The following is a 20,599-nucleotide window of genomic DNA, read 5'->3' as shown; positions in this document are numbered from 1 at the left end:
GTTATTTTCCTTACGAGGTATTAATAACATAACCATTAAGACGGCAAAGCTCCGAAAAAAATTGGAAGTAAGAGAGTAAGAGTCAAGGACTTCGAAAGAGTGACTCCAGCTATGCTAGATCCGATTGGGCTGCCTAACGACATTAACATTCCTCCTAAAGAAACGACGCGTCCATACATTTGAGGATCCGTTCGCCTTTGGCGGAGCGAATGGAGATTAATATCGACAAGCCCCTGCTGACTACCGATGATCAATAAGCCACAAATGATCAGGATTAAATTCGTGGAGATCGCGACCAATGCGAAACCGCCTAAACTAATGAACATTCCAAGTGCTAAATTGTTTCTTTCACGTCCTTGCGAATTGTATCGTCCGAAGAAGAGGTTAGACGCCAAGGAAGCACAACCAAGAATTGTCCAAAGCCCACCGACGGCTGCCGCTTCCCAATGAAGTCTTTCTTCTACTAGAATGGGAAGGCCCACATAGAAAACCCCAAAAGTCATTGTGTAAAATGGCATAGCAAAAGAAAGACCTCTCAAGGAAGGGTTTTTCAAAAGGAAACGTAAACCTGACCAAGCACCTTGTAGCAATTTAGTTTGTTCGTTACTTGAGTTCTGCGGTGCATTTTTTATGCCAGTTCCACCGATGGCACCCAACATCCAGAATAGAGATATTCCAAACATCGCGTCATCGGCACTAAGAAAACCGGTTAAGAGACCAATAATTGCTGGTCCCATAATCACGGCTGTTTCTTGGATAATGCCGTCCAGGGCATTGGCTTGATCCCAGTGGTTGGCGGGAACGAGAGCGGGCAACAAAGCTCGATAAGCGGTAGTTACTAACGGTCGAATCAAACTTAACAATGTGACGATTACCATCAGAATCCCAAAATGAAGAACACCAAGAAGGGACAGAGCGGGGATCAATGCACATAATAAACCAGTTAGCGTTTGACCAATCGTAATTATTTTTCGAGGATCGTATTTGTCAATCAATACTCCAACCACCGGGGAGATGATAACACCAGGTATGACACTAAATAGTACAGCTAAACCTGATAACTCAGTTGAATGATCATATTTGTACAAAACAAATAGAACTAAACCAGTACTCCACATCCAACCGCCAAGTTTGGTAAATACGAGACCTGTCATGTATCGTAACATGCTAGGTATTTTTAGAACTACAAGATATGAGTTTAACATTTAACCCTCCTAGCTCAAATAGTAATTGAAAAATAGCTTACTATACGTCTTGCGGAAGCCCCACCGTGTTAACTTTAATGAGATCCAATGAAGTAATTTACTTTCATTTCACAGTTTCATAACTGGTAAAAAAGATGCAAGTCATATGCAGGAAATCAGTAAAAAAGAGAGACATGCTTCCATGTTTTGTCATCTGTATTGATTAGTGTAGTTTGCAACTATAATTAGTGTAATATATTTCTAACTATATTTAATTTAAGATTTAGAGATAAAATATATCAATAAATCATAATTATTCATCTCGAATAAAATCATAAGCAGTTTTGAATCCCTATGTTTAGACGGTCATAAATCAGATAAAGTACAAATGACTTTGAAAAACGGGCTTAAATCTGTTTCTTTGTGGAAGAAGGGTGTACAGGCTCGCTCCCATGTTGCGAGGAAGAATTAGATCAGCAAAGAGTTTTTTCATACAGCCACTACTTACAGCTGGACCTCTGTCAAGATAGTAGACACAGAATTCACTGATTTATCGCATTAAAGTGGTATTGGCGTTCAAAATCAGCTGCGTGTTGCACCCATTTTTCATTGGGCTTGCTGGCCGTAAACTCTTGGTTCAGCACATTGTCCTGCACGGGTAGACTGTGTTTGGAGTTGGTGGTCGCTTTGTACTTCTTGACTGTCCGGGACCGCCACTGCTGCTCGTTCATGATCCGCGTCACCGTTCGCTCGGAGATCGCTGCGAGATACTTTCAATACGCTGCACATCGTCTCCAGTCGGTACTCAAAGCGGTGTTCGTGGATGAACGTATATTTCACCGACGGTCTTTCGCGAAGAAGTGCATTGCTTTTTTTAAGATTTCGTTCTCCTCTTGCAGATCTCGTATTTGCTTTTGCAACTCCCTGAGCTGATGGTCTTCGGACTTAAACGCTTGCGCCGCAACGATCTCCGGTTCACCACTATACTTCTTCATCCAGCCGTATAGCGTGTTGTCCTTGATCTTCAGTTCGCGGGCGACTTCACACTTTAGTGATCCAACGATTTGCGGATGAAGTGCTGATTCAGAAACCACTTCCGAATACGTTTTGACCGGAAAAGGCGCAAGGAGAATTACTCCCTGCGTCTTTTTCGATCTTCTTCTTAAGGCAAAATATGGATTCGAACCAACCCCATGCATTTGCTTGCCAAAATCGCTGAACAACATCCAGAATCGGAACTGGTTGGGATTGATTACTGGGGGGAAAGGAAAGCGCAATGGCCGACTAGTTGAAAATGGCACAGGCCCATGGGAGCTATTTAAGTCTATTTTTGCGGGGACGGCCCGTATTTTTGCGCGATGTGACGGAGGAAACTCCGGTATAATGGAACGAGACTAAGAGACAAGGCTAAGAGGGGTATTGTCCATGAGCGATAATCAGAGTTTTATAGCAGGCGGCAGAGAAGAAATGTACCGGATTGTTGCCGAGCATACATCCGATACGATTGTGGTGGTCGACAGCGAAGCCATCGTCCGTTACGTGTCACCTTCCATCCTTACGCAGAGCGGCTATAGCGTGGAGGAATACGAGGGGATGGACGCTTTCGCCCTCATCGTACCGGAGGATCAGGAGCGGGTGAGGCAATCGCTGGTTCAGACCGTACAAGGCCGAACGCCGGTCGATATTGGCTACCAGGTGCAGCATAAAGACGGTCGCATTCTGGAAGTGGAGACTAAGGTTATGCCGGTGCTGCACGGAGATGGAAACGTCAACTACGTAGTAGCGGTGGTAAGGGATGTTACGGCGCGCAAACGGGCCGAGCGTCTGCTCGAGAACATTCTGGACAACGTAAACGCCGCGGTATGGTCCACGGATAAGGACTTCACCCAATATACTTTCATCTCTGAAAGCGTGGAGAAAATCAGCGGCCTGCCAAGGCAAGAGATTATCAGGAGTCCGATCCGCCTGCATGACCATATCCATCCGGACGACAATGCGCTCCTGATGGGCGAAGTGAGGGAAAAGCTCGACCGGGGATTGCCGGTGCGCCAGGAGTTCCGCTGGATCCATCATCCCGGTGAGCCGCGCTGGGGGCAGCTGATTATCCATCCACACCTGGACAACGAAGGAGCGGTGGAGCGGTTGGACGGCATCATGCTTGACATCACGGACAAGAAGCGCGCCGAGCTCGCGCTGGAGGAGAGCGAGCAGAGGTACAAGTCTTTGTTTGAGCACAACTTGGACGGAGTTTTCACCATTGTGCTAGAGGGGCTTTATTTTGCGCATGCGAACAAGGCATTTGAGCAAATAACGGGCATCCAGCGAGAAACAATGACCAATCAGTGCTTCATGGGGATGATTTTCGATGAGGACCACAGTCTGGTCTACGAAACGCTGTTCGAAGTTATGGAAGATGGCACACCCCGGGACGTCGAATGCCGGCTTGCGGACATGACAGGCGGAGAGCGAATCGTGAGCATTACGTTTGTGCCCATTTTCTTGTCAGGCCAGCTAAACGGAATTCATGGCATCATCAAGGATATTACGAGGCGCAAGCAGGAAGAGCGGGAGCTGATCCGGAGCGAGGAACGCTCCAGTTTCCTGCAGTCAAGCTTGAATCGCCTATCCAAAGACCTCGCGGGCGTCATGAAGGTATCGGAGCTGGAAGACAGGCTGATCGACGAGGTGCAGGCCGTACTCTGCATCTCCGAGGTGGCGATCGTCGAAGCGAAGGATGAACCGTCTTGCGTATCCGAACCCTCAGGCGGGGAGCGTGACGCGAATACGATCCGGATTCGCATAGGCGAGAAGCCGCAGCCGGTATGGCTGTCCATCGGACTGAACCGTCCGCTGCCCGAGGCTGAGAAGAGATGGCTTGATACGGCCGTTCGTTATGTAACGATCCTATACGACAACCTGTACCGGACTGAGGATCTGATGAAACGGATGGAAGAGATGATGACAAGGGGCGAAACGCCGAGATGGATGCTCCGGCTGCTGTTCAAGCTGTCGGAGAAGGAGCGGGCGTCGCTGTCGAGCGACCTGCATGATTCGGTGCTGCAGGATCTGATCATCTGGTACCGGAAGCTCGAATCGCTTCGTTCGTCCAATTCGTTCGACACCAGTACCGGCTCAGAATTGGCCGAAATCGAAGAAGGGCTGCTTGATGCGATCCATCAGATCCGGATTACGTGCAACGAACTGCGGCCGCCTTTTCTGTTGAAAATGGGGCTGGTCGAGTCTCTGAAAAGCTTGTTCGCCTATTTGCGCATGTTCGCTAACTACGAAATTGAGTTTCATGCGGATGAGATGGCCGGCTCGCTGGACGAAGATCAAATTCTCGGCGTTTACCGGATCGTCCAAGAGCTGCTGAACAACGCCACCAAGCACTCAAGGGCGTCGAAGGTGATTATGTCGCTGACGGACGAGGACAGTTGTTTTACGTTCCGTTACTCGGACGACGGCGTAGGCGTGCGGCTGTCGCGCTTGGAAGGTTCATTCCAGCACATGGGCATTGCTGGCATCGAGAAACGGGTGCAGAGCCTTGAAGGCAAGGTCGATTTCCGGTCGGCGCCCCGCAAGGGCTTCCATGTCACCATACAGTTCCCCAAGCATATGAACGAGAGGTGAAAGATATGAATATCCTGCTTGTTGACGACCACCGCTCGGTGGTCGAAGGGACCAAAATGCTTATCGAATCGGAACCGGACATTAACGTCACGATCGAGACAGATGTATACCTTGTGCCTGATTTGGTGCGCCTCCATCAATTCGACGTCATCCTGTTGGATCTATACATGCCGAACATCAACGGCGCCGATCTGACGCGCAAGCTGCTGGATTGCGTGCCGGGCGCGGTCATCCTCATCTACTCCGGTTTTGAAATCGCGCCGCATTTCAATCTCCTCATGGAGGCCGGCGTATCGGGCTTCATTTCGAAGACATCCACTCGCGAAGAGCTCATTCTGGCCATCCGCTGTGCAGCTAGGAAGCAGGCGATCATCCCGATGCAGCTGCTAAGGCAGCTAAGACGACAGGAAATTCAGGTCCAGGGAGACGCGGAGCACGAGCCGACCACGATCACACGGGAGGAGGACCGTCTTCTGCGGGAGCTCGCCAAGGGCAAGAGCAACAAGGAGATCTCCAAAACGCTTATGGTGAGTCAGCGCTCTCTTGAATATGGACTGACGGAGCTGTTCCAGAAGCTTCACGTCAACTCAAGGGTTGATGCCATTCGAAAGGCGAAAAGCCTCGGCATTTTGCCTGCGGAGGATTTGTATTGAAAGGTGTACTCTTCTAGTAAGATCCGGTAATCGGCAATAGAGCGGAGTTTTCCAGACCGCACCGCCCATCAATAAGCGGTGCGGTTTCACATTTTTTGGGTTGTTTTTGCGTGCGGCGCGCAATGGATTGCGTGGCAGGCCCCTAACGTATGCGCGGCGGCTCGCAACCCTTGCGCGTTGACTGCGGCTCTCCTGCGTTAAGATGAAACCGAGCTTACATGAAACAGGAGGCCAGCCATGAACCCCTTGCGACAATTCCTGCCCTATGCAGGCAAGCAAAAAACACTCTACCTACTAGGTTTCGCCGGAAGTCTGTTCCGGTTCCTGATTCCGCTCTCCGTGCCGCTCGTGGTCAAATACCTGTTCGACCAACTGCTGCGCAGCCAGACGCTTACCGATTCGGACAAAATGGAACAGCTGTTCCTGATCGCAGGCGTAATGATCGCCGTCTTTTTCGCGGTACGGGCGCCGATGGAGTACGTCCGGCAGTACTTCATGAACAAAGCGAACAACCGCATCATCACGGCTCTGCGGAAAGACGTGTTCGCCAAGGTTCACGCTTTGGATACGAAATACTTCGCTGACAATCGCAGCGGGGAGATCGGTACTCGGTTCTTCGACGATATTGAGAAAATCCGGGGCTATATGACCGCGGTATTCTCGAACGTTTGGATCGAGATGATCGTGCTGCTCTTCGTCACGGGAATTATGTTCTCGCTTAACCCGGTTCTAACCTTGCTGGCCGTGCTGCTGGTCGCGATCCAGTTCACCCTCTCCCACATCCTTTCCCGTAGGGTAAAAGGCACGACTCGTCAGATGATGGGCTGCCGTTCGGCGCTGAGCGGCTTCGTCTTTGAGCGCATCCAGGGTGCTATTCTCGCCAGGCTGTTTCAGTCGGAAGAGCGGGACATCGAGCAGCTTGAACGCCATCTGGAGCAGTTCGAACGGATGACAGACAAACAGGCCGGAGCGCATGCGATATCGCTGGCCGTGGTTAATGTGCTGAGTGACATAACGCCGTTCCTGGTCGTTGCAGCCGGAAGCCTCTTCGTCATTGACGGCCGCCTTTCGCTGGGAAGCCTGATCGCCTTCTTCGCCTATGTCGACCGCATGCGGGCGCCGGTGGCTGCACTGGTTCAGGCGATTCCCGTGGTCGCGGAGGGCAGCGTGGCGCTTCAGCGAGTCTTCGATTTTTTGGCTACGCCGGTGTGCATCAAAGAAAAGGAGCAGCCCGCAGTCCTTGCCCGGCTGTCCGATTCGATCGTGTTTGACCGCGTCGCATTCTCCTATGACGGGAAGGAGAGGATTTTGCATAACATGTCGTTTGTGCTCCGCAAAGGAGGGACCTACGCTTTCGTGGGCGAGAGCGGCGGGGGGAAAAGTACCGTGCTGCAGCTGCTGACCCGCATGTACGACGTCGACGCGGGCCGCGTGCTCATCGATGACAAGGATATCCGGGATTACTCGCTTGCAAGCCTCCGGAGCCAGATCGGCATCGTCACGCAGGATAATTTCCTGTACAGCTCGTCGGTGCGGGACAATATCGCCATTGCGAGGCCAGACGCGACGGAGGAGGAGATTGTGGAGGCTGCGAGGAGGGCATTCGCTCACGAGTTCATCAGCGCGTTGCCGTACGGGTACGGGACGGAGGTTGGCGAGCGGGGCGCCAAGCTGTCGGGCGGGCAGAAACAGCGGATCGCGCTGGCTCGCGTGTTCCTGAAGGATTCATCGCTCATTCTGCTGGATGAAGCGACAAGCGCGCTCGATAACGAAAGCGAAGAGCTCATCCAATCGTCGATCGAGCGATTCTGCAAGGGCAAGACGATTATCATGATCGCACACCGGCTTTCGACGGTGGTCCATGCGGACCGGATCTTCGTCGTCCGCAAAGGTACGATCGTCGAAAGCGGCAGCCATGAGGAACTGCTTCAGAAGAACGGTTATTATAAGGAGCTCTATCTGAAACAAAATCCTGCCGGCATGGCTGCAGAGCGCGGGGAACCTTCTGACCGCGCGGCGGAACCGGTCATGGCTGGTTGAAACATACTTTCAAGGAGAATGAAGGAAATGCCGCCAGGAGCCGGTTGGTTCGCTAGAAGGAGTGAACATCCCTCCCTACGATCCCAATAAGCCTACGGCAGCAGTCGTCCTGGCGGATTCAACGACGGAAGACTTTGATTTTCTTATTCCGTACACCTTATTGTCGATGACAGATGCTTATAATGTTTACGCCGTCGCACCGGACACAAACGTGAAGACCATATCAGGCGGACTGGATGTAATCCCGCATTACTCCTATCAAGAACTGGATCATCTATTGCAGAAAAACCCTGATATTATCGTGGTCCCTTATATGCCGACAATAAATGCCCCGAGCTATAAACCGACTCGCGAATGGATTCAGAAATATTCCGGCAGTCCATTTGCCGACATTTTAGGCTGCATACGAGACGAGAAAAATACCATTATAACCGATGCTTTCGGCAAAACCAGCGTAAGGGGAGTCTACGCCGCAGGAGATACGGCGGCCGCCGCTCCCTCCCAGCTCGTCATCGCCGCAGCGATCGGCAGTCGTGCGGCCATCGGGGTTAACGAAGATCTCTCGGAGGAAACCTTTTACCGAAGCAATTGGATCGAGTTAATTTTATAAGCGTGAGGATTTAAAACGAAAGAGCGCCCTGCAGCTGGGCGCTTTTTGTGTTTTGCCGCGTATGCTCGTACATTGCGCGATCACCGCAAAAAGAAGCCATTTCCAGTACCAAATTATGCGCGTCACTGCTCAAAAATGGCGCGTTTGGCCTGCTCGCCACCCCTTATGATGGGATTAACAACCCACTATGAAAGGTGTAGATCCGTATGCATCATCATGCAGCTAAACTCTCATCTGTGTCAGACAATCGATCGTTTTTTGCGAATCGGGTTATCCGCTCCATTCTTTTCTCCGCCGTCTTTTTGCAGCTTGGAATCTGGATTCGAAATTTTGCAATCCTCCTCTTCGTAACGGAGCAGACGAATAAGGATCCGATCGCCGTCTCCTTGATCTCTGTAGCCGAGTACGCCCCAATTTTCATCTTCTCCTTTATCGGAGGGGCTTTCGCGGACCGGTGGAGGCCTAAGCGTACCATGGTGGCTTGTGATCTATTGAGTGCAGCCTCCGTCTTTATCGTTCTTCTTGCCTTGATAGTCGGCGGCTGGCAGGCTATTTTCTTCGCCACGCTCGTATCGTCGATTCTGTCCCAATTCTCACAGCCGGCCGGCATGAAGTTATTCAAGTTGCATGTGCCGGCATCTCAGATGCAGAAGGGAATGTCCCTGTATCAGACGATCCAGGCTGTTTTCATGATATTAGGTCCTGTGCTGGGAACGCTCGTTTACTTCTACTTCGGCATTCAGACGGCCGTCGTCATTATGGGGATTTGCTTTGTGTTATCCGCAGCCGTGCTGACGACTCTTCCCAAGGATCGTACTGTGCCGTCGGTGCAGCCGACGAGGTTGACTCAGGACATCAAGTCCGGCTTGCAATACGTGATGGCGAACAAGATCTTCCTCTACATGGCAAGCTTCTTCCTGGCTGCGGGTCTTGCGCTTGGACTTATCAACCCGCTCGGCATCTATGTGATAACAGAGCATTTGGGCCTTAAAGCGGAGCATCTGCAGTGGTTTACAACAATGAATGGCGTCGGCATCATTCTCGGCGGCATGCTCATGATGGCATTGTCCCGGCGTATGCCGCCCCGTGTCATGCTGTTGATTGGATTCGTATGCAGCGGCGCGGCGGTCGCTCTTATCGGCACGACCACATCGATCGGAGTGGCTTTCACCGCTCAATTCGCTGCGGGACTCTTGGTTCCCTTCATCCATATCTCCTGCCAGACGTTGATGATGAGCCATGCAGACGAAGCTTACGTCGGCAGGGTTAGCGGAATCATGAGCCCGATTTTTATTGGCGGGATGGTACTGACCATGAGCATTGTCGGTATTCTTAAAGCCAGTCTTCCATTGGGAGTTATATATGGACTGTCCGCCGTTCTTTTTCTAGCCGGTGCAATAGGCGTCGTCCCGTTGCTGCGCCACAAGCAGCCTGCACCTTCCGCTGCAACGGCTCACTCTGGCGCATTTCACCATTAATTGATTAATTTATTGGAGGGATCACACGCGATGATCAAATTGAACAGAGTGTCCAAAGTGTTTGCTTTGGAAGCAGGGAACTATACCGCACTCAAGGAGAACGATCTTCATATCAAGAGAGGCGAGTTCATCGCTATCATGGGGCCCAGCGGTTCGGGCAAAAGCACGTTGCTGCAACTGATAGGCGGTCTGGACCTTCCGACCTCGGGAGAGATAACGGTCGATGGGGTACGGTTGAACGTTCTCAACGAGAAGCAAAGAACGTTGTTTCGCCGTACGAAAGTCGGCTTCGTGTTCCAAAACTATCAATTGCTGCCCATGATGACGGTAGCCGAGAATATCGGCCTTTCGCTCTCTGCCAATAAGGCTCCATCGTCGGAGATCGCCACAAGAGTCAACCAACTGCTCCAAGATGTAAATCTGGAAGGCAGAGCTTCACAATTCCCTTCGCAGTTAAGCGGAGGTCAGCAGCAGCGCGTTGCCATTGCTCGAGCTCTTGCGATGAAACCTCAACTTATTCTGGCGGATGAACCGACAGGTAATCTGGACCAAACGAACGGTGTAGGAATTCTGAATCTCCTCTCGCGTTTAAACAAAGAAGAGGGGATCACTGTGGTGATGGTTACCCATGACCGCAAGGCCGCGGAGATAGCGGATCGAATCGTCATGATTCAGGATGGAGAAGTCGTACAGGGAGGAGAAAGCCGAGTATGAAATCGCTGCAATTCGCCTGGCGCAACTTAATGCGCCGTAAGCTCAGAACGCTGCTGACTTTCCTGTCCATTATCATTGGGGTGGCGTCCACGTTTGCGGTGACCGCTTCCGTAGATACCGCCAAAAGAACGTTCCCGCTGTATTTAAAAGCAGCCTTCGGCAAGGCGGATTATATCGTCTCGGGTACTGAAGCCTATATGCCGGAAAGCGTGTACAAAGACTTTGAGAAGCTGAACAATACGGCCTCGATCGCCGTACTTAAGCACACGACCAAGCTGCACCTGGAGCAAGAGGGAATAACCGACATTCAGAAAAGGATTGTGCTTAGCGGTTACACGCGATTGGATACGCCGCTTACCCACTTCCAAGTCGTCAAAGGGAGCTTGACGGCCGGCGGCGCGGTGATTACCGACAGGACGGCCAGAGTGTGGAAAACCGATGTTGGCGATACGATATCTTTCGATACCGACAAGGGTATCAAAAGCATTCAAGTATCCGCTATCGTCAAATATACGGCGGAGCTGATGGGGCCGTCCGGCTGGATGATGGCGAAGTACCATCATTGGGCGGCAGCCGTGCCGTTGCCCGTTCTGCAGGATTGGTTTGGACTCGCCGGCAAAATCCAGGAGGTGCAGATCAAGTCTCTCGATGAATCCAATATCAAATCGGTAGAGCAGCAAGCGGATGAATTGGTCAAACGATATGGGAACATGTACATGCAGCCTGTCGTGGTCGATTTCGGTTCGGTAAGCGACTCGGGCACTTTTTTCCTGGTGCTGTATTTGGCAGGGTTTCTCGGCATAGCGCTAAGCGGGTTTATCATCTTTAACAGCATGTACGTCAGCGTTAAAGAACGTAAGAAGGAATTTGCCGTTCTCAAGACGATTGGGTACTTGACCGAGCAATTGCGCGCTTTTGTCCTTTGCGAGGTACTGATCCTGGCCATCTCCGGAACAGCCATCGGTCTATTGTTGGGATACGGCTTCGGCAACGTTCTAACGATGCTAATCTATATGATATTCAGTGTTCATGAAGATACAAACCTGGTGCTGCTTAAAGGCTTCGCGATAGCTGTGCCGGCTGGCATCCTGGTCCCGTTAGCCGCGGCTCTTATCCCGATTCGGCAAGTAGGGAAGATCAGCGTGATTGAGGCGCTCATACCCAAGCACACCAAGACATCCCCCGGAATGGGGCGGCTTGCGGCGGGATGTGCGTTGATCGCCGCAAGCTTCTTCATCAAACATCTGCTTCTGATCGTACCTTTGTTGATCGGAATCGCACTTGTCTATCCTTACTTGTTCAACCTGTTGATGTTCCTTCTGCAGCCCATCTATCGTCGGATATTCCGGTTGAGCGGGCAAATGGCCGTAAGCAATGCGAGACGCAACCTGGCCCGCAATGCAATGACCTCCGTCATTCTCTGTTGGGGCATTGCGATGGTCGTGCTGATGAGCTCCATGAATTCGGCATTCATTCAGTCTTATGAGAAAGTCGTCTTCGCCTCGTACGGCGGCAACCTGGATATTACGTTTCATCACACGGAAGAATCGGATCTTGAACGGATTAAGAATATTCCGGGAGTGGCTGATGCAAGGGCGTATACGGTGTATTCTGCCATTTGGAACCTGAACGGCCAGCAGCGCAAGCTCCCAGTGGTCGGAGCTGGGGCGTGGATCGACCGGTTCCCGTTATTCACGGGGTCCGGCACATCGCGCAGCGAATTGGTCGGTAAGCTAAGTCGGGATGAGATCATTCTGGATAAAGCCGCCTATGCGGCTTGGGGCGGCAAGGTCGGGGAGACCATCGAGCTTGAAACGCAGAAGGGCCAACACGCCTTCAAGGTTGCCGCAGTCGTCAGCACCATGAAGGACGGCGGGTACGGCGCTTTTATGCAGGAAGATTCCTTTAACGATTACTTTGGAATCCTAAACGCGAAAAATGTGCTTGTGCTTAATGATCATGCTGCCTCCCCGTTGCAGATTAGAGAAAATATATTTGGTCAATTCGGGGAAAGGATCGAAGAGATGTTCGGTCCGGAAGATATCGTAACGATGGTGGGTTCCATATACACCGGCACGTTCAGTGTGATAAACGGTCTTGTGATCATATCCATCATCATCTCGGGCATGGGAATTACGAATACGCTGCTAATCAATATTATGGAACGCATTCGAGAGCTTGGGATGATGCGTGCAGTCGGGGTTACAAGGCGACAGGTGGTCGGGATGATCATGCTGGAAGGCTTCGGCATCGGACTCGCCGCTTCCGTAGTCGGCTGCATTTTCGGAATCTTATTAGTGTATTTGACTTCGACGTTTGTTGAGATCAGTTACCTGACCTATCGATTCGAATTATCGTGGATCATCATTCTGTGCATCGCCCTATTCGGAATATTAGTCAGTTTGGTTTCCAGCTTCACTCCGGCATCCAGGGCGTCCAAAACCCCGTTAAGCGAGGCGTTAAGATATGAGTAGAACGATCCTATATTTGCTGCTTTTCTTAATAATCGTGCTGTTATCCGCTTGCGGAACGAACACTTCGTGGGAAGACGAGAAAGTCGCTCCCGTCAGCCCAATCCTGTTATCGGACGAGGTGCAGGCGACATGGACAGTTGGCGGCAACGAATCGTCGGGGTCCGAAGAGGGTAAGCGAATTCGGATCGAGATCAAGAAGAAGGACGGAACGCCGATCGACCGATTTAAAATCAATCATGAGAAACTCCTTCATCTCATCGTTATCAGTAAGGATTTGTCCTATTTCAATCACGTACATCCCGAGTATATAGGAAACGGCGTGTTTGAAATTGCGAACGACTTTCCCGCTGGCGGAGAATACAGGCTGATCGCTGACTTTAAGCCGGAGGGCGCCAATTCCATGTCGAAAATGGAATGGGTTCAGGTTGAGGGCCAGAGCGCAGAGCCGGTTCCAGTCGAGGTGGATGCAAACCTGAGCAAGGTGTCCGAGGGGATACAAGTCAAGCTTACTATGGATCAACCGGCGGCAGGTGAAGAGCTTACGCTGAAGTTTTCCTTTGCCGATGCTGCGACAGGACAGCCAATTACCGATCTACAGCCCTACTTAGGGGCAATTGGACACGTGGTGGTCCTCTCGCAAGACGGTGAACAGTATCTGCACGTGCATGCGGATGAAGGCCAAGGGGAGGGGCCGGATGCAACTTTTGAGACATCGTTCCCGAGAAGCGGAATCTATAAGATATGGGGGCAGTTTCAAAGGGACAATCAAGTTTTTACGGTATCCTATGTTGTGAACGTTCCGGTATAGTCAGTGCTAGTATGGTTTACCCTAAGGCTTTCTGGTTTCCAGCATCAGCAAACCCAATAAAACGAGCAAAAGTGGTACAAGTGTTTTTTCATCTGACACTTGTAGGTTAACGAAAACCACCATAACGTTTCGCATGAAGACGTTGAGCGATCAGCGTCTTTTGTCGTTTCAGCGTTGCTTTCATTTTCCCCGGCAGGTGCCTTCGGAGGCAACGCGAGACGGATGTCTCATATTGCAGCAAGCACTGAATTTGGCTAGCCAAATTCTCTTGTTAGGGGATCGTGTTATTCGTGGCGACGAAAATCGCTTTAGGAAGCTTGTGTTTGAAAGGGGTGATCGGAATGCGGATCATCGGTGGGTTCTTGCTAGGCAAGAGTGGATTGAGGGTATCTGACATCGCGTTAGGTACGATGATATTCGGTGATCTCTGTTGGGGATGGTGTAAATTATTCGAAGGAAGAAATGATGACCCCCGCATTATTGGAGGTGTTTCAGCATCAATTCAAAATAAATCTGATTTTGGAAAATCGCAGATGGGGATTTTTTCAGAAGATTTGGTTCTCCTGATCAAATTATTTCTGTCAAGGAGGAAGTGACCAGATAGACACAAGAGGGGCGGAGAACCCCTCTTTTTTTGTTAGTCTAGTGAGCTGATCTTCTGGGCAATCAATTTCGTCATGGCATGTTTGTGAGGAATCCCTGAGGAATGGCAGTCGAACACAATTTCTGAGCTATCTTTGATCAGCCAGTTGTGATAATGGGAGAGCAATTCACCAGAGTACCATTTATAGGCATGGGGCTCTTTTTCGGGAGGTGGAGCGATAAACGGTTTATGTACGAACACATTCAAGACGTGCAGGCCGTTTTCATTCGTGAATTGCTTATAATTTTCAAAGATGTCTTTACGATACTCCGGTTTGATGTAGTGAAGCACCCCGCTGGAAAAGATGATGTCGTAATAAGTATCTAAACGGTAATCTAAAATATCTGCCTTAAAGACATGAACATGAACGCCGGCTTGTTCAGCAAGTTTCCTCGTTTTCTCAATTCCGGCATCCGAAACATCAAAGGCGCTGACATCATATCCATTTCGTGCAAAGAAGACCGCGTCTTTCCCTTCGCCGCATCCCACATCCAGTAATTTTAAGTGTTTGGTTGGCGGCATAAGTTGTAAGACCTGATAACAGGCTTGATTCGGCACAGTCCCCCAGTAATATTCTTGCGTCTTATACGCATCCTCATAAATCGTAATCCGTTTGTCTTGCGAGGCATAGCCCAGAAGTTTGTCGATGCTGACTTCCAGGGTTTTGGATAACGGGGGTAAGAGCGATATATCAGGCATCGTCTGGGCATTTTCCCATTTGGATATGGCTTGAAAAGAAACCCCGAGGATTTGTGCCAATTCTTCTTGCGTAAGCCCCTTCTCTTTGCGGTAGATACTTATGTTTCTCGCCAATTGTTCCTTCATGTTATCTCACGCTCCTTCATGTACCCCATTGTAGGGGCGCCGCCCGGAATGAACAATAACCTCCTATTTGAATTTTTCTCAGATTCAACTACCCGTTGAGAAAAAAATAAGGTTTGGGGGCGTCCAGGTAGTCGGAAGATTTATTTAGGACTTAAGCACCATTGGAATTATTTTCATATTTTTGTATGATCAAAATGTAATATATTTCTTTTATTTAACAATATATGAAAATATAGAATAGAAAGCGATTACAATTTTGTGGCTCATATCCGGAGTGAGTCGCAAATTATTTATACTAGGAGGTATTCAAATGATTAGTAGAAAGGTCTCTATTAAAGCCGCATCACTTATGGTCGCTTTAGCCGTATTCCTATCTACATTTTTCGCAGTTCTTCCAGCGAGTGCAGCCTCCAGAGGAGCATGGGCTCCAAATACTTCCTATGCAGTCAACGATACCGTAACTTATAACGGAAGTACTTATACTTGTATTCAAGCGCATACTTCCCTCGTCGGTTGGGAACCCCCGGTTGTTCCTGCTTTATGGTCGTTAAGCGGCGGCGGCGGTGGAACTACACCAACCCCACCACCAACAACCCCGCCTTCCACAGTAACGAAACCAGCGGAAGTTCCGAGCCGCATCTGGACCTATGTGATGAATGCGGATAATGCCTATGGCAAAGGCGGAGATTTTGCTTTATTGTTAAGCGCCGTGATCAAGAAGGAAAGCTACTTTGGAGATGGTTTATCGGGCAGTCCCTCAGCCGGCGACGGATTGATGCAGGTTGAACCCAACACGCGGAATGCGTATTTATCTCAATTTAGTGCGAAATATGGCCATGCCTATAATCACAACAGTGAGCAGGATCAGGTATATATGGGTGCACTGATTTTGAATGAGAAGATTGTTCGATTCGGCAGCATCTATAACGGCTTATTGCACTATAACGGGGGAGATTATTGGTATCCGGGTGCTACGGATTCCTATGGCCGCCCGATTCTGGCCGACCAATATGCAAATACCGTTTACGCTCAGTATAAGAGCTATGGCGGCAGATACTAAGGCGTAGAGGATAACAAGATCCACCTAAACGTCTGGTTTGGGTGGGTCTTGTTTTTGTTTTTTTAATTACCTATAGCCGCTTCCAAGGCTTCTGCACCTGGCCGTCATCATGCCTGAGGGCGACTTCTTTCTCCTTCAACGCTAACCCAGCTTCGATCCTGCTACTTTTCCCGGAGCTTGCATGCATGACCATTTGAAGAAAGTGGGGATGATTATATAATAGATAAGGTATTATAACGAGAGGATTTGAGGTTGAAGTGAACCGAAATTTTTGGCGTGATTTACCGCGGCCTTTTTTTATACTTGCACCAATGGAAGATGTGACGCATGTGGTGTTTCGTCATGTCGTGAGTCAAGCAGGCAGACCGGACGTCTTCTTCACGGAGTTTGCCAATACGGAGAGCTATTGTCACCCGGAGGGGAATCATAGCGTACGCGGGCGTCTGCTCTTTACCGAAGATGAACAACCGATCGTGGCGCATATATGGGGCGATAAGCCGGAGTATTTTGCAAAGATGAGTATCGGTATGGCGAAGCAAGGATTCCAGGGGATCGATATCAATATGGGGTGCCCGGTTCCGAATGTGGCCACCAATGGGATGGGGAGTGGCTTAATTCTCCGTCCTACGGTTGCCGCCGAAGTGATCCAAGCCGCCAAGGCCGGGGGATTGCCTGTAAGCGTGAAGACGAGACTTGGTTTCAACGAGGTGGAGGAATGGCGGGATTGGTTGACCCATATTTTGAAGCAAGACATTGTGAATCTGTCGATCCACCTGCGCACCCGAGAAGAAATGAGCCAAGTTGCGGCCCACTGGGAATTGATTCCGGAAATTAAGGCGCTTCGAGATCAAGTGGCACCACAGACCCTGCTTACGATTAATGGAGACATTCCGGACCGGCAAACCGGTTTGAAGCTGGCAGAACAGTATGGGGTGGATGGGATCATGATTGGAAGAGGGATTTTTAAGAACCCATTTGCCTTTGAAAAAGAGCCGAGAGAGCATAGCACTACCGAATATCTTGATCTGTTAAGACTGCATTTGGATCTCCATGATCAGTATTCTGAACAATTGGAGGCGCGTCCGTTCAAGGCGCTGCAACGTTTTTTCAAGGTTTATGTCAAAGGGTTCCGCGGGGCAAGTGAATTAAGAAATCAGTTGATGAGCACAACGTCAACCGATGAAGTGCGGAAGATGCTAGATGAGTTTGCTGAGCAGACGGTCAGTGACTAGAGTGAGCCTAAAGCAAAAACAGGTCAATTATGGTAGAACACCCATGCTCTGAAAGAATGTGCCGAATGGCGTCAATCTCTCGTCCACCCACAGATCGAGCTTCTGAATGACACGGTCAACGGCTCCTCGGTCGGAGATCCGGTGCGTTATTCGTGCGATCTCCAGATTTTCCACCACGGATGCGGCGCATGTTTGATAAATTTTACCAAGGCGATCCCTCCCGTTCCATGACGGGGACCGGATTGGGACTAACCATTGTCAAGCGCATTATCGATCTGTGCGAGGGGACAGTTGAGGTAGACAGCGAACTTGGAGTAGGCTCGGTATTTACGATTCGGCTGACTCTTGGTATAGATCTCCAATCTAAGGGACCATAAAATGACGCCCCACATCACTCTCAATTTCAGGGTGAAGGGGCGTCTTCGTCTGTTCACTTCTCATTTCAGCAGCGGCAAAAAAATCTCATCCACGATCTCCTCCATGGTCGCCATGGAGACGGGTTCTAAAGTAATCAACCACTCATGTCTCACGAGATCTACAGGCAGCCTTGTAATGCGCGGCGTAATTTTCTCAGGACGGATTTCCCCTCTCTCTGCCGCTCGGTTCAAAAGGATCGTCATGGCGTTGGTTCTTCGGAAATTGAGAATATCGGAGAAGGGGATGCCAGATAATACGGACATGAGGCCATGAATCGTTTTGGGCCCAATTTGATGCAGAATCTCATTTAACTGATTGAGCAAGAGGAGCACATCGCTGCGCAGTTTCCCGGTATCCGGGAGTTTCTCCGAAACCGCCGGCAGATGATTTAGGATGGCTGCCAGGACAAGCTCTTCCCGATTCGGCCAACGCCGATAAATGACAGGCTTGCTGGTTTGAGCACGAGCGGCAACTCCTTCAATCGTAAGGTTATGAAAACCAACCTCCATCAATTCTTCCCACGCGGCTTGAATTATGGCCGCCTCCAATTCAGATCCTCGTCTTCTCGTCGTTCCTTCGCCTTCATTAATTTTATTCATAAACGAACCTCCAATAAAATACGTTGAGTTTCTTATTTGTTTGTTATATTATAAACTCAAATAAGAAACTTTCGGTTTCTAAATAGATGAGGAGTGGTACACATGAGTAAACCAGGCGAACTTGCAGCAGCTCAATCGAAAATAGATCCAGCTGTGATGAAAGTGGCATGGATTCTGCTGGTTGGGATGCTTGCCCCTTTATTCGATACTACCATAATGAACGTCGCCATCGATACCCTTGGCACTGTACTGCATGCTCCGGTTACATCGATCCAGTGGGTGATGACGAGTTATTTGCTCGCCATTAGCCTGGTGATTCCGATTTCCGGCTGGTTGGTCGATCGTTATGGCGGTCAAAACATGTGGATATTGGCTTTAAGTTTATTTTTAGTCGGTTCTGTATTATGCGGCTTGTCTTGGAATGTGGGAAGTCTCATCGCTTTTCGAGTGATTCAAGGCTTGGGCGGCGGTTTGATGATGCCCATCATGCAGACGATGATTGTACGCGCAGCGGGCGGAGCGAACTTAGGCCGGATCATGGCGATTGTAGGTTTGCCGGTTCTGATCGGTCCAATTCTTGGCCCCGTATTAGGCGGGGTGATTATCCATAATCTAGATTGGCGTTGGATTTTCTATGTCAATCTTCCGGTGTGCTTGATCGCGCTGCTCTTATCTGTAAGGGGGCTGCCCAAAGATGATGTCGCAAATCATCCGCAGAAGCTAGACCTCTTAGGTTTAATTTTGTTGTCTCCGGCTCTCGTGCTCATGATTTATGGACTCACCAAAGTCAGCTCGGAGCATGGTTTCTTCAAAAGTCTTGTCCTTGTCCCGATCGCGATTGGACTGCTGTTTATGATCGTCTTCTGCTGGTATGGGCTAAAGAAATCGGATCACCCGATCGTCGACCTGCGAATATTTAAGAGCAAAACTTTTTCAGCGTCCTCTTGTCTGTTGTTTATTTCAGGACTCTCTTCCTATGCAGGCATGTTGTTATTGCCGCTCTACTATCAACAGGTTCGTGGTCAGAGCGTGCTTGCTTCAGGGTTACTATTGATTCCTCAAGGCGTCGGGATGTTAATGACCCGCTCCTTGGCAGGGAAACTGACGGATACCATCGGCTCCCGATGGGTGGTTCTCGGTGGTACCATTCTGACGCTGCTCGGAACCCTTCCCTTTGCCTTGGGGGCAGCCGATACCAGCGAGGTTCTGCTGGCGATCTCCCTGATTGTCCGCGGCGGAGGACTTGGGGGCCTGATGCTCCCCATCATGGCAACCGCCTATGAGGGATTATCTAAGGAATTGATTCCGCATGCCAGCAGCGCGACCCGGATCCTCCAACAAATTGGGGGTGCGTTTGGAGCTTCTGTTTTTGCCGTCATCTTACAGAATCAAATTAACGCCCAATCCGTTCACGATATCTCAACGCTGAATACAGCTTTTAACCATACCTTTATGTGGTCAGTGGGCTTCACGATTGTATCGCTTGTGTTTATTTTCTTCTTGCCTCATAAGAAAAGAGCCTAAACTCAAGAAGACACTCGGAATTCTTCCGGGTGTCTTCTTTATTTCAAACAGCTGATAGTCTAAAACTCACCCCCGCGAACCTTCGAAAATACCATGGTATCCCTTAGCGAACCATCAACCGCACATGCATCGTTACGTAGAATTCCTTCCAATCTAAAGCCCAAGCGTTCGGCTACTCTTGCACTCCGTGTATTACGTGAGTCACATCTGATCTCAATACGATTGGCTTGCAGCTCTTCTAAGGAAAAACGCGTAATGGCATTTACGGCTTCGGTTACGTAACCTTGTCTTTCAAAAGAGGTACGCACCCAATATCCAATTTCAAATTTACGTGCCTGCCAATCGATTCGATGGAGACCACTGCTGCCAACGATTTGACCTGTATTCTTATGTACTAGAATAAGCCTCAGATCTTTACGTTCTAGGAAGTGCAATCGGGCTCGTCGTATGTCTGCCTCGGATTGTTCGATCGTTGAGATGCTTTGTGCCCAGGGCATCCACGGCCGTAATTGCTCAATACTCTCTTTAACAGCCTCATTTATGGCCGCTCCATCTCCCCATAATGGCGCACGGATCAATAAGCGCTCACTTTCGAAGCTTTCAGGGAACTCTATTAATATTGGATCCATATTTGTAGTGCCCATTATCTCCACACTCCCAGAAAATATTTCCAATCAGCATATCATATGCATTGATTTTTACTCAAGT

19 protein-coding genes are annotated in these 20,599 nt (G+C 49.8%); 13 read left to right on the top strand and 6 right to left on the bottom strand.

The genetic code is table 11. The features are described from left to right. Window positions 1-35 precede the first annotated feature (35 nt). The 3 genes from U9M73_RS21990 to U9M73_RS21980 all read right to left on the bottom strand — a co-directional run bounded on the left by U9M73_RS21990 (window position 36) and on the right by U9M73_RS21980 (window position 2,410). Window positions 36-1,205, bottom strand: coding sequence for an MFS transporter (locus tag U9M73_RS21990; protein WP_323079293.1), 1,170 nt, complete (start codon window positions 1,203-1,205; stop codon window positions 36-38). A gap of 521 nt (window positions 1,206-1,726) precedes the next feature. Then, on the bottom strand, window positions 1,727-1,915 hold the full coding sequence (locus U9M73_RS21985) for a hypothetical protein (protein ID WP_323079308.1): 189 nt from the start codon (window positions 1,913-1,915) through the stop codon (window positions 1,727-1,729). Between the two features lie 105 nt (window positions 1,916-2,020). Further along, window positions 2,021-2,410 (bottom strand): transposase, encoded by a 390-nt coding sequence (locus U9M73_RS21980; protein ID WP_323079292.1) that lies wholly within the window; start codon window positions 2,408-2,410, stop codon window positions 2,021-2,023. 199 nt (window positions 2,411-2,609) lie between these two features. Between U9M73_RS21980 and U9M73_RS21975 the strand changes: the two genes are divergently transcribed. The 9 genes from U9M73_RS21975 to U9M73_RS21935 all read left to right on the top strand — a co-directional run bounded on the left by U9M73_RS21975 (window position 2,610) and on the right by U9M73_RS21935 (window position 14,187). Beyond that, window positions 2,610-4,814 (top strand): sensor histidine kinase, encoded by a 2,205-nt coding sequence (locus U9M73_RS21975; RefSeq protein ID WP_323079291.1) that lies wholly within the window; start codon window positions 2,610-2,612, stop codon window positions 4,812-4,814. A gap of 5 nt (window positions 4,815-4,819) precedes the next feature. Beyond that, window positions 4,820-5,467 (top strand): response regulator transcription factor, encoded by a 648-nt coding sequence (locus U9M73_RS21970; protein WP_323079290.1) that lies wholly within the window; start codon window positions 4,820-4,822, stop codon window positions 5,465-5,467. A gap of 237 nt (window positions 5,468-5,704) precedes the next feature. Then, window positions 5,705-7,507 carry an ABC transporter ATP-binding protein gene (locus U9M73_RS21965; RefSeq protein ID WP_323079288.1) on the top strand — a complete coding sequence of 601 codons (1,803 nt, stop codon included), beginning with the start codon at window positions 5,705-5,707 and terminating at the stop codon, window positions 7,505-7,507. A 61-nt stretch (window positions 7,508-7,568) separates the two neighbouring features. Continuing rightward, window positions 7,569-8,117, top strand: a complete 549-nt coding sequence (locus U9M73_RS21960; protein ID WP_323079286.1) for a hypothetical protein — start codon at window positions 7,569-7,571, stop codon at window positions 8,115-8,117. A gap of 206 nt (window positions 8,118-8,323) precedes the next feature. After that, on the top strand, window positions 8,324-9,595 hold the full coding sequence (locus U9M73_RS21955; RefSeq protein ID WP_323079285.1) for an MFS transporter: 1,272 nt from the start codon (window positions 8,324-8,326) through the stop codon (window positions 9,593-9,595). Between the two features lie 30 nt (window positions 9,596-9,625). Beyond that, complete coding sequence (locus U9M73_RS21950; protein ID WP_323079284.1) at window positions 9,626-10,309, top strand: ABC transporter ATP-binding protein; 684 nt, start codon at window positions 9,626-9,628, stop codon at window positions 10,307-10,309. Further along, complete coding sequence (locus U9M73_RS21945; RefSeq protein WP_323079283.1) at window positions 10,306-12,783, top strand: FtsX-like permease family protein; 2,478 nt, start codon at window positions 10,306-10,308, stop codon at window positions 12,781-12,783. The genes U9M73_RS21950 and U9M73_RS21945 overlap by 4 nt, the downstream gene beginning before the upstream one ends. Next, on the top strand, window positions 12,776-13,591 hold the full coding sequence (locus tag U9M73_RS21940) for a hypothetical protein (RefSeq protein ID WP_323079282.1): 816 nt from the start codon (window positions 12,776-12,778) through the stop codon (window positions 13,589-13,591). Before U9M73_RS21945 ends, U9M73_RS21940 begins: the two co-directional genes overlap by 8 nt. A gap of 290 nt (window positions 13,592-13,881) precedes the next feature. After that, window positions 13,882-14,187, top strand: coding sequence for a hypothetical protein (locus U9M73_RS21935; protein ID WP_323079281.1), 306 nt, complete (start codon window positions 13,882-13,884; stop codon window positions 14,185-14,187). 41 nt (window positions 14,188-14,228) lie between these two features. Here the strand turns inward: U9M73_RS21935 and U9M73_RS21930 are convergent, their stop codons facing one another. Next, entirely contained in the window at window positions 14,229-15,059 is an 831-nt protein-coding gene (locus U9M73_RS21930) for a methyltransferase domain-containing protein (RefSeq protein WP_323079280.1), read from the bottom strand. A 310-nt stretch (window positions 15,060-15,369) separates the two neighbouring features. Between U9M73_RS21930 and U9M73_RS21925 the strand changes: the two genes are divergently transcribed. The 3 genes from U9M73_RS21925 to U9M73_RS21915 all read left to right on the top strand — a co-directional run bounded on the left by U9M73_RS21925 (window position 15,370) and on the right by U9M73_RS21915 (window position 17,728). Then, window positions 15,370-16,119: a carbohydrate-binding protein gene (locus U9M73_RS21925; RefSeq protein ID WP_260069718.1), complete on the top strand. Its 750-nt coding sequence runs from the start codon at window positions 15,370-15,372 to the stop codon at window positions 16,117-16,119. A gap of 311 nt (window positions 16,120-16,430) precedes the next feature. Further along, window positions 16,431-17,351, top strand: a complete 921-nt coding sequence (locus U9M73_RS21920; RefSeq protein WP_050769731.1) for a tRNA dihydrouridine synthase — start codon at window positions 16,431-16,433, stop codon at window positions 17,349-17,351. A 179-nt stretch (window positions 17,352-17,530) separates the two neighbouring features. Then, window positions 17,531-17,728: a sensor histidine kinase gene (locus U9M73_RS21915; RefSeq protein WP_323079278.1), complete on the top strand. Its 198-nt coding sequence runs from the start codon at window positions 17,531-17,533 to the stop codon at window positions 17,726-17,728. A gap of 60 nt (window positions 17,729-17,788) precedes the next feature. Here the strand turns inward: U9M73_RS21915 and U9M73_RS21910 are convergent, their stop codons facing one another. Further along, window positions 17,789-18,367 (bottom strand): TetR/AcrR family transcriptional regulator, encoded by a 579-nt coding sequence (locus U9M73_RS21910; protein WP_260069719.1) that lies wholly within the window; start codon window positions 18,365-18,367, stop codon window positions 17,789-17,791. A 102-nt stretch (window positions 18,368-18,469) separates the two neighbouring features. Here U9M73_RS21910 and U9M73_RS21905 point away from each other — a divergent pair, with 102 nt between their 5' ends. Further along, window positions 18,470-19,891: an MDR family MFS transporter gene (locus U9M73_RS21905; protein WP_260069720.1), complete on the top strand. Its 1,422-nt coding sequence runs from the start codon at window positions 18,470-18,472 to the stop codon at window positions 19,889-19,891. 59 nt (window positions 19,892-19,950) lie between these two features. Here U9M73_RS21905 and U9M73_RS21900 read toward each other — a convergent pair whose 3' ends face one another. Further along, window positions 19,951-20,535 carry a GNAT family N-acetyltransferase gene (locus U9M73_RS21900; protein ID WP_323079275.1) on the bottom strand — a complete coding sequence of 195 codons (585 nt, stop codon included), beginning with the start codon at window positions 20,533-20,535 and terminating at the stop codon, window positions 19,951-19,953. Between the last annotated feature and the right edge of the window lie 64 nt (window positions 20,536-20,599).

This window comes from Paenibacillus phoenicis (assembly GCF_034718895.1).
In the GTDB taxonomy this organism is placed as follows: domain Bacteria; phylum Bacillota; class Bacilli; order Paenibacillales; family Paenibacillaceae; genus Fontibacillus; species Fontibacillus phoenicis.
This window is presented reverse-complemented; position numbering and strand designations above follow the sequence as displayed.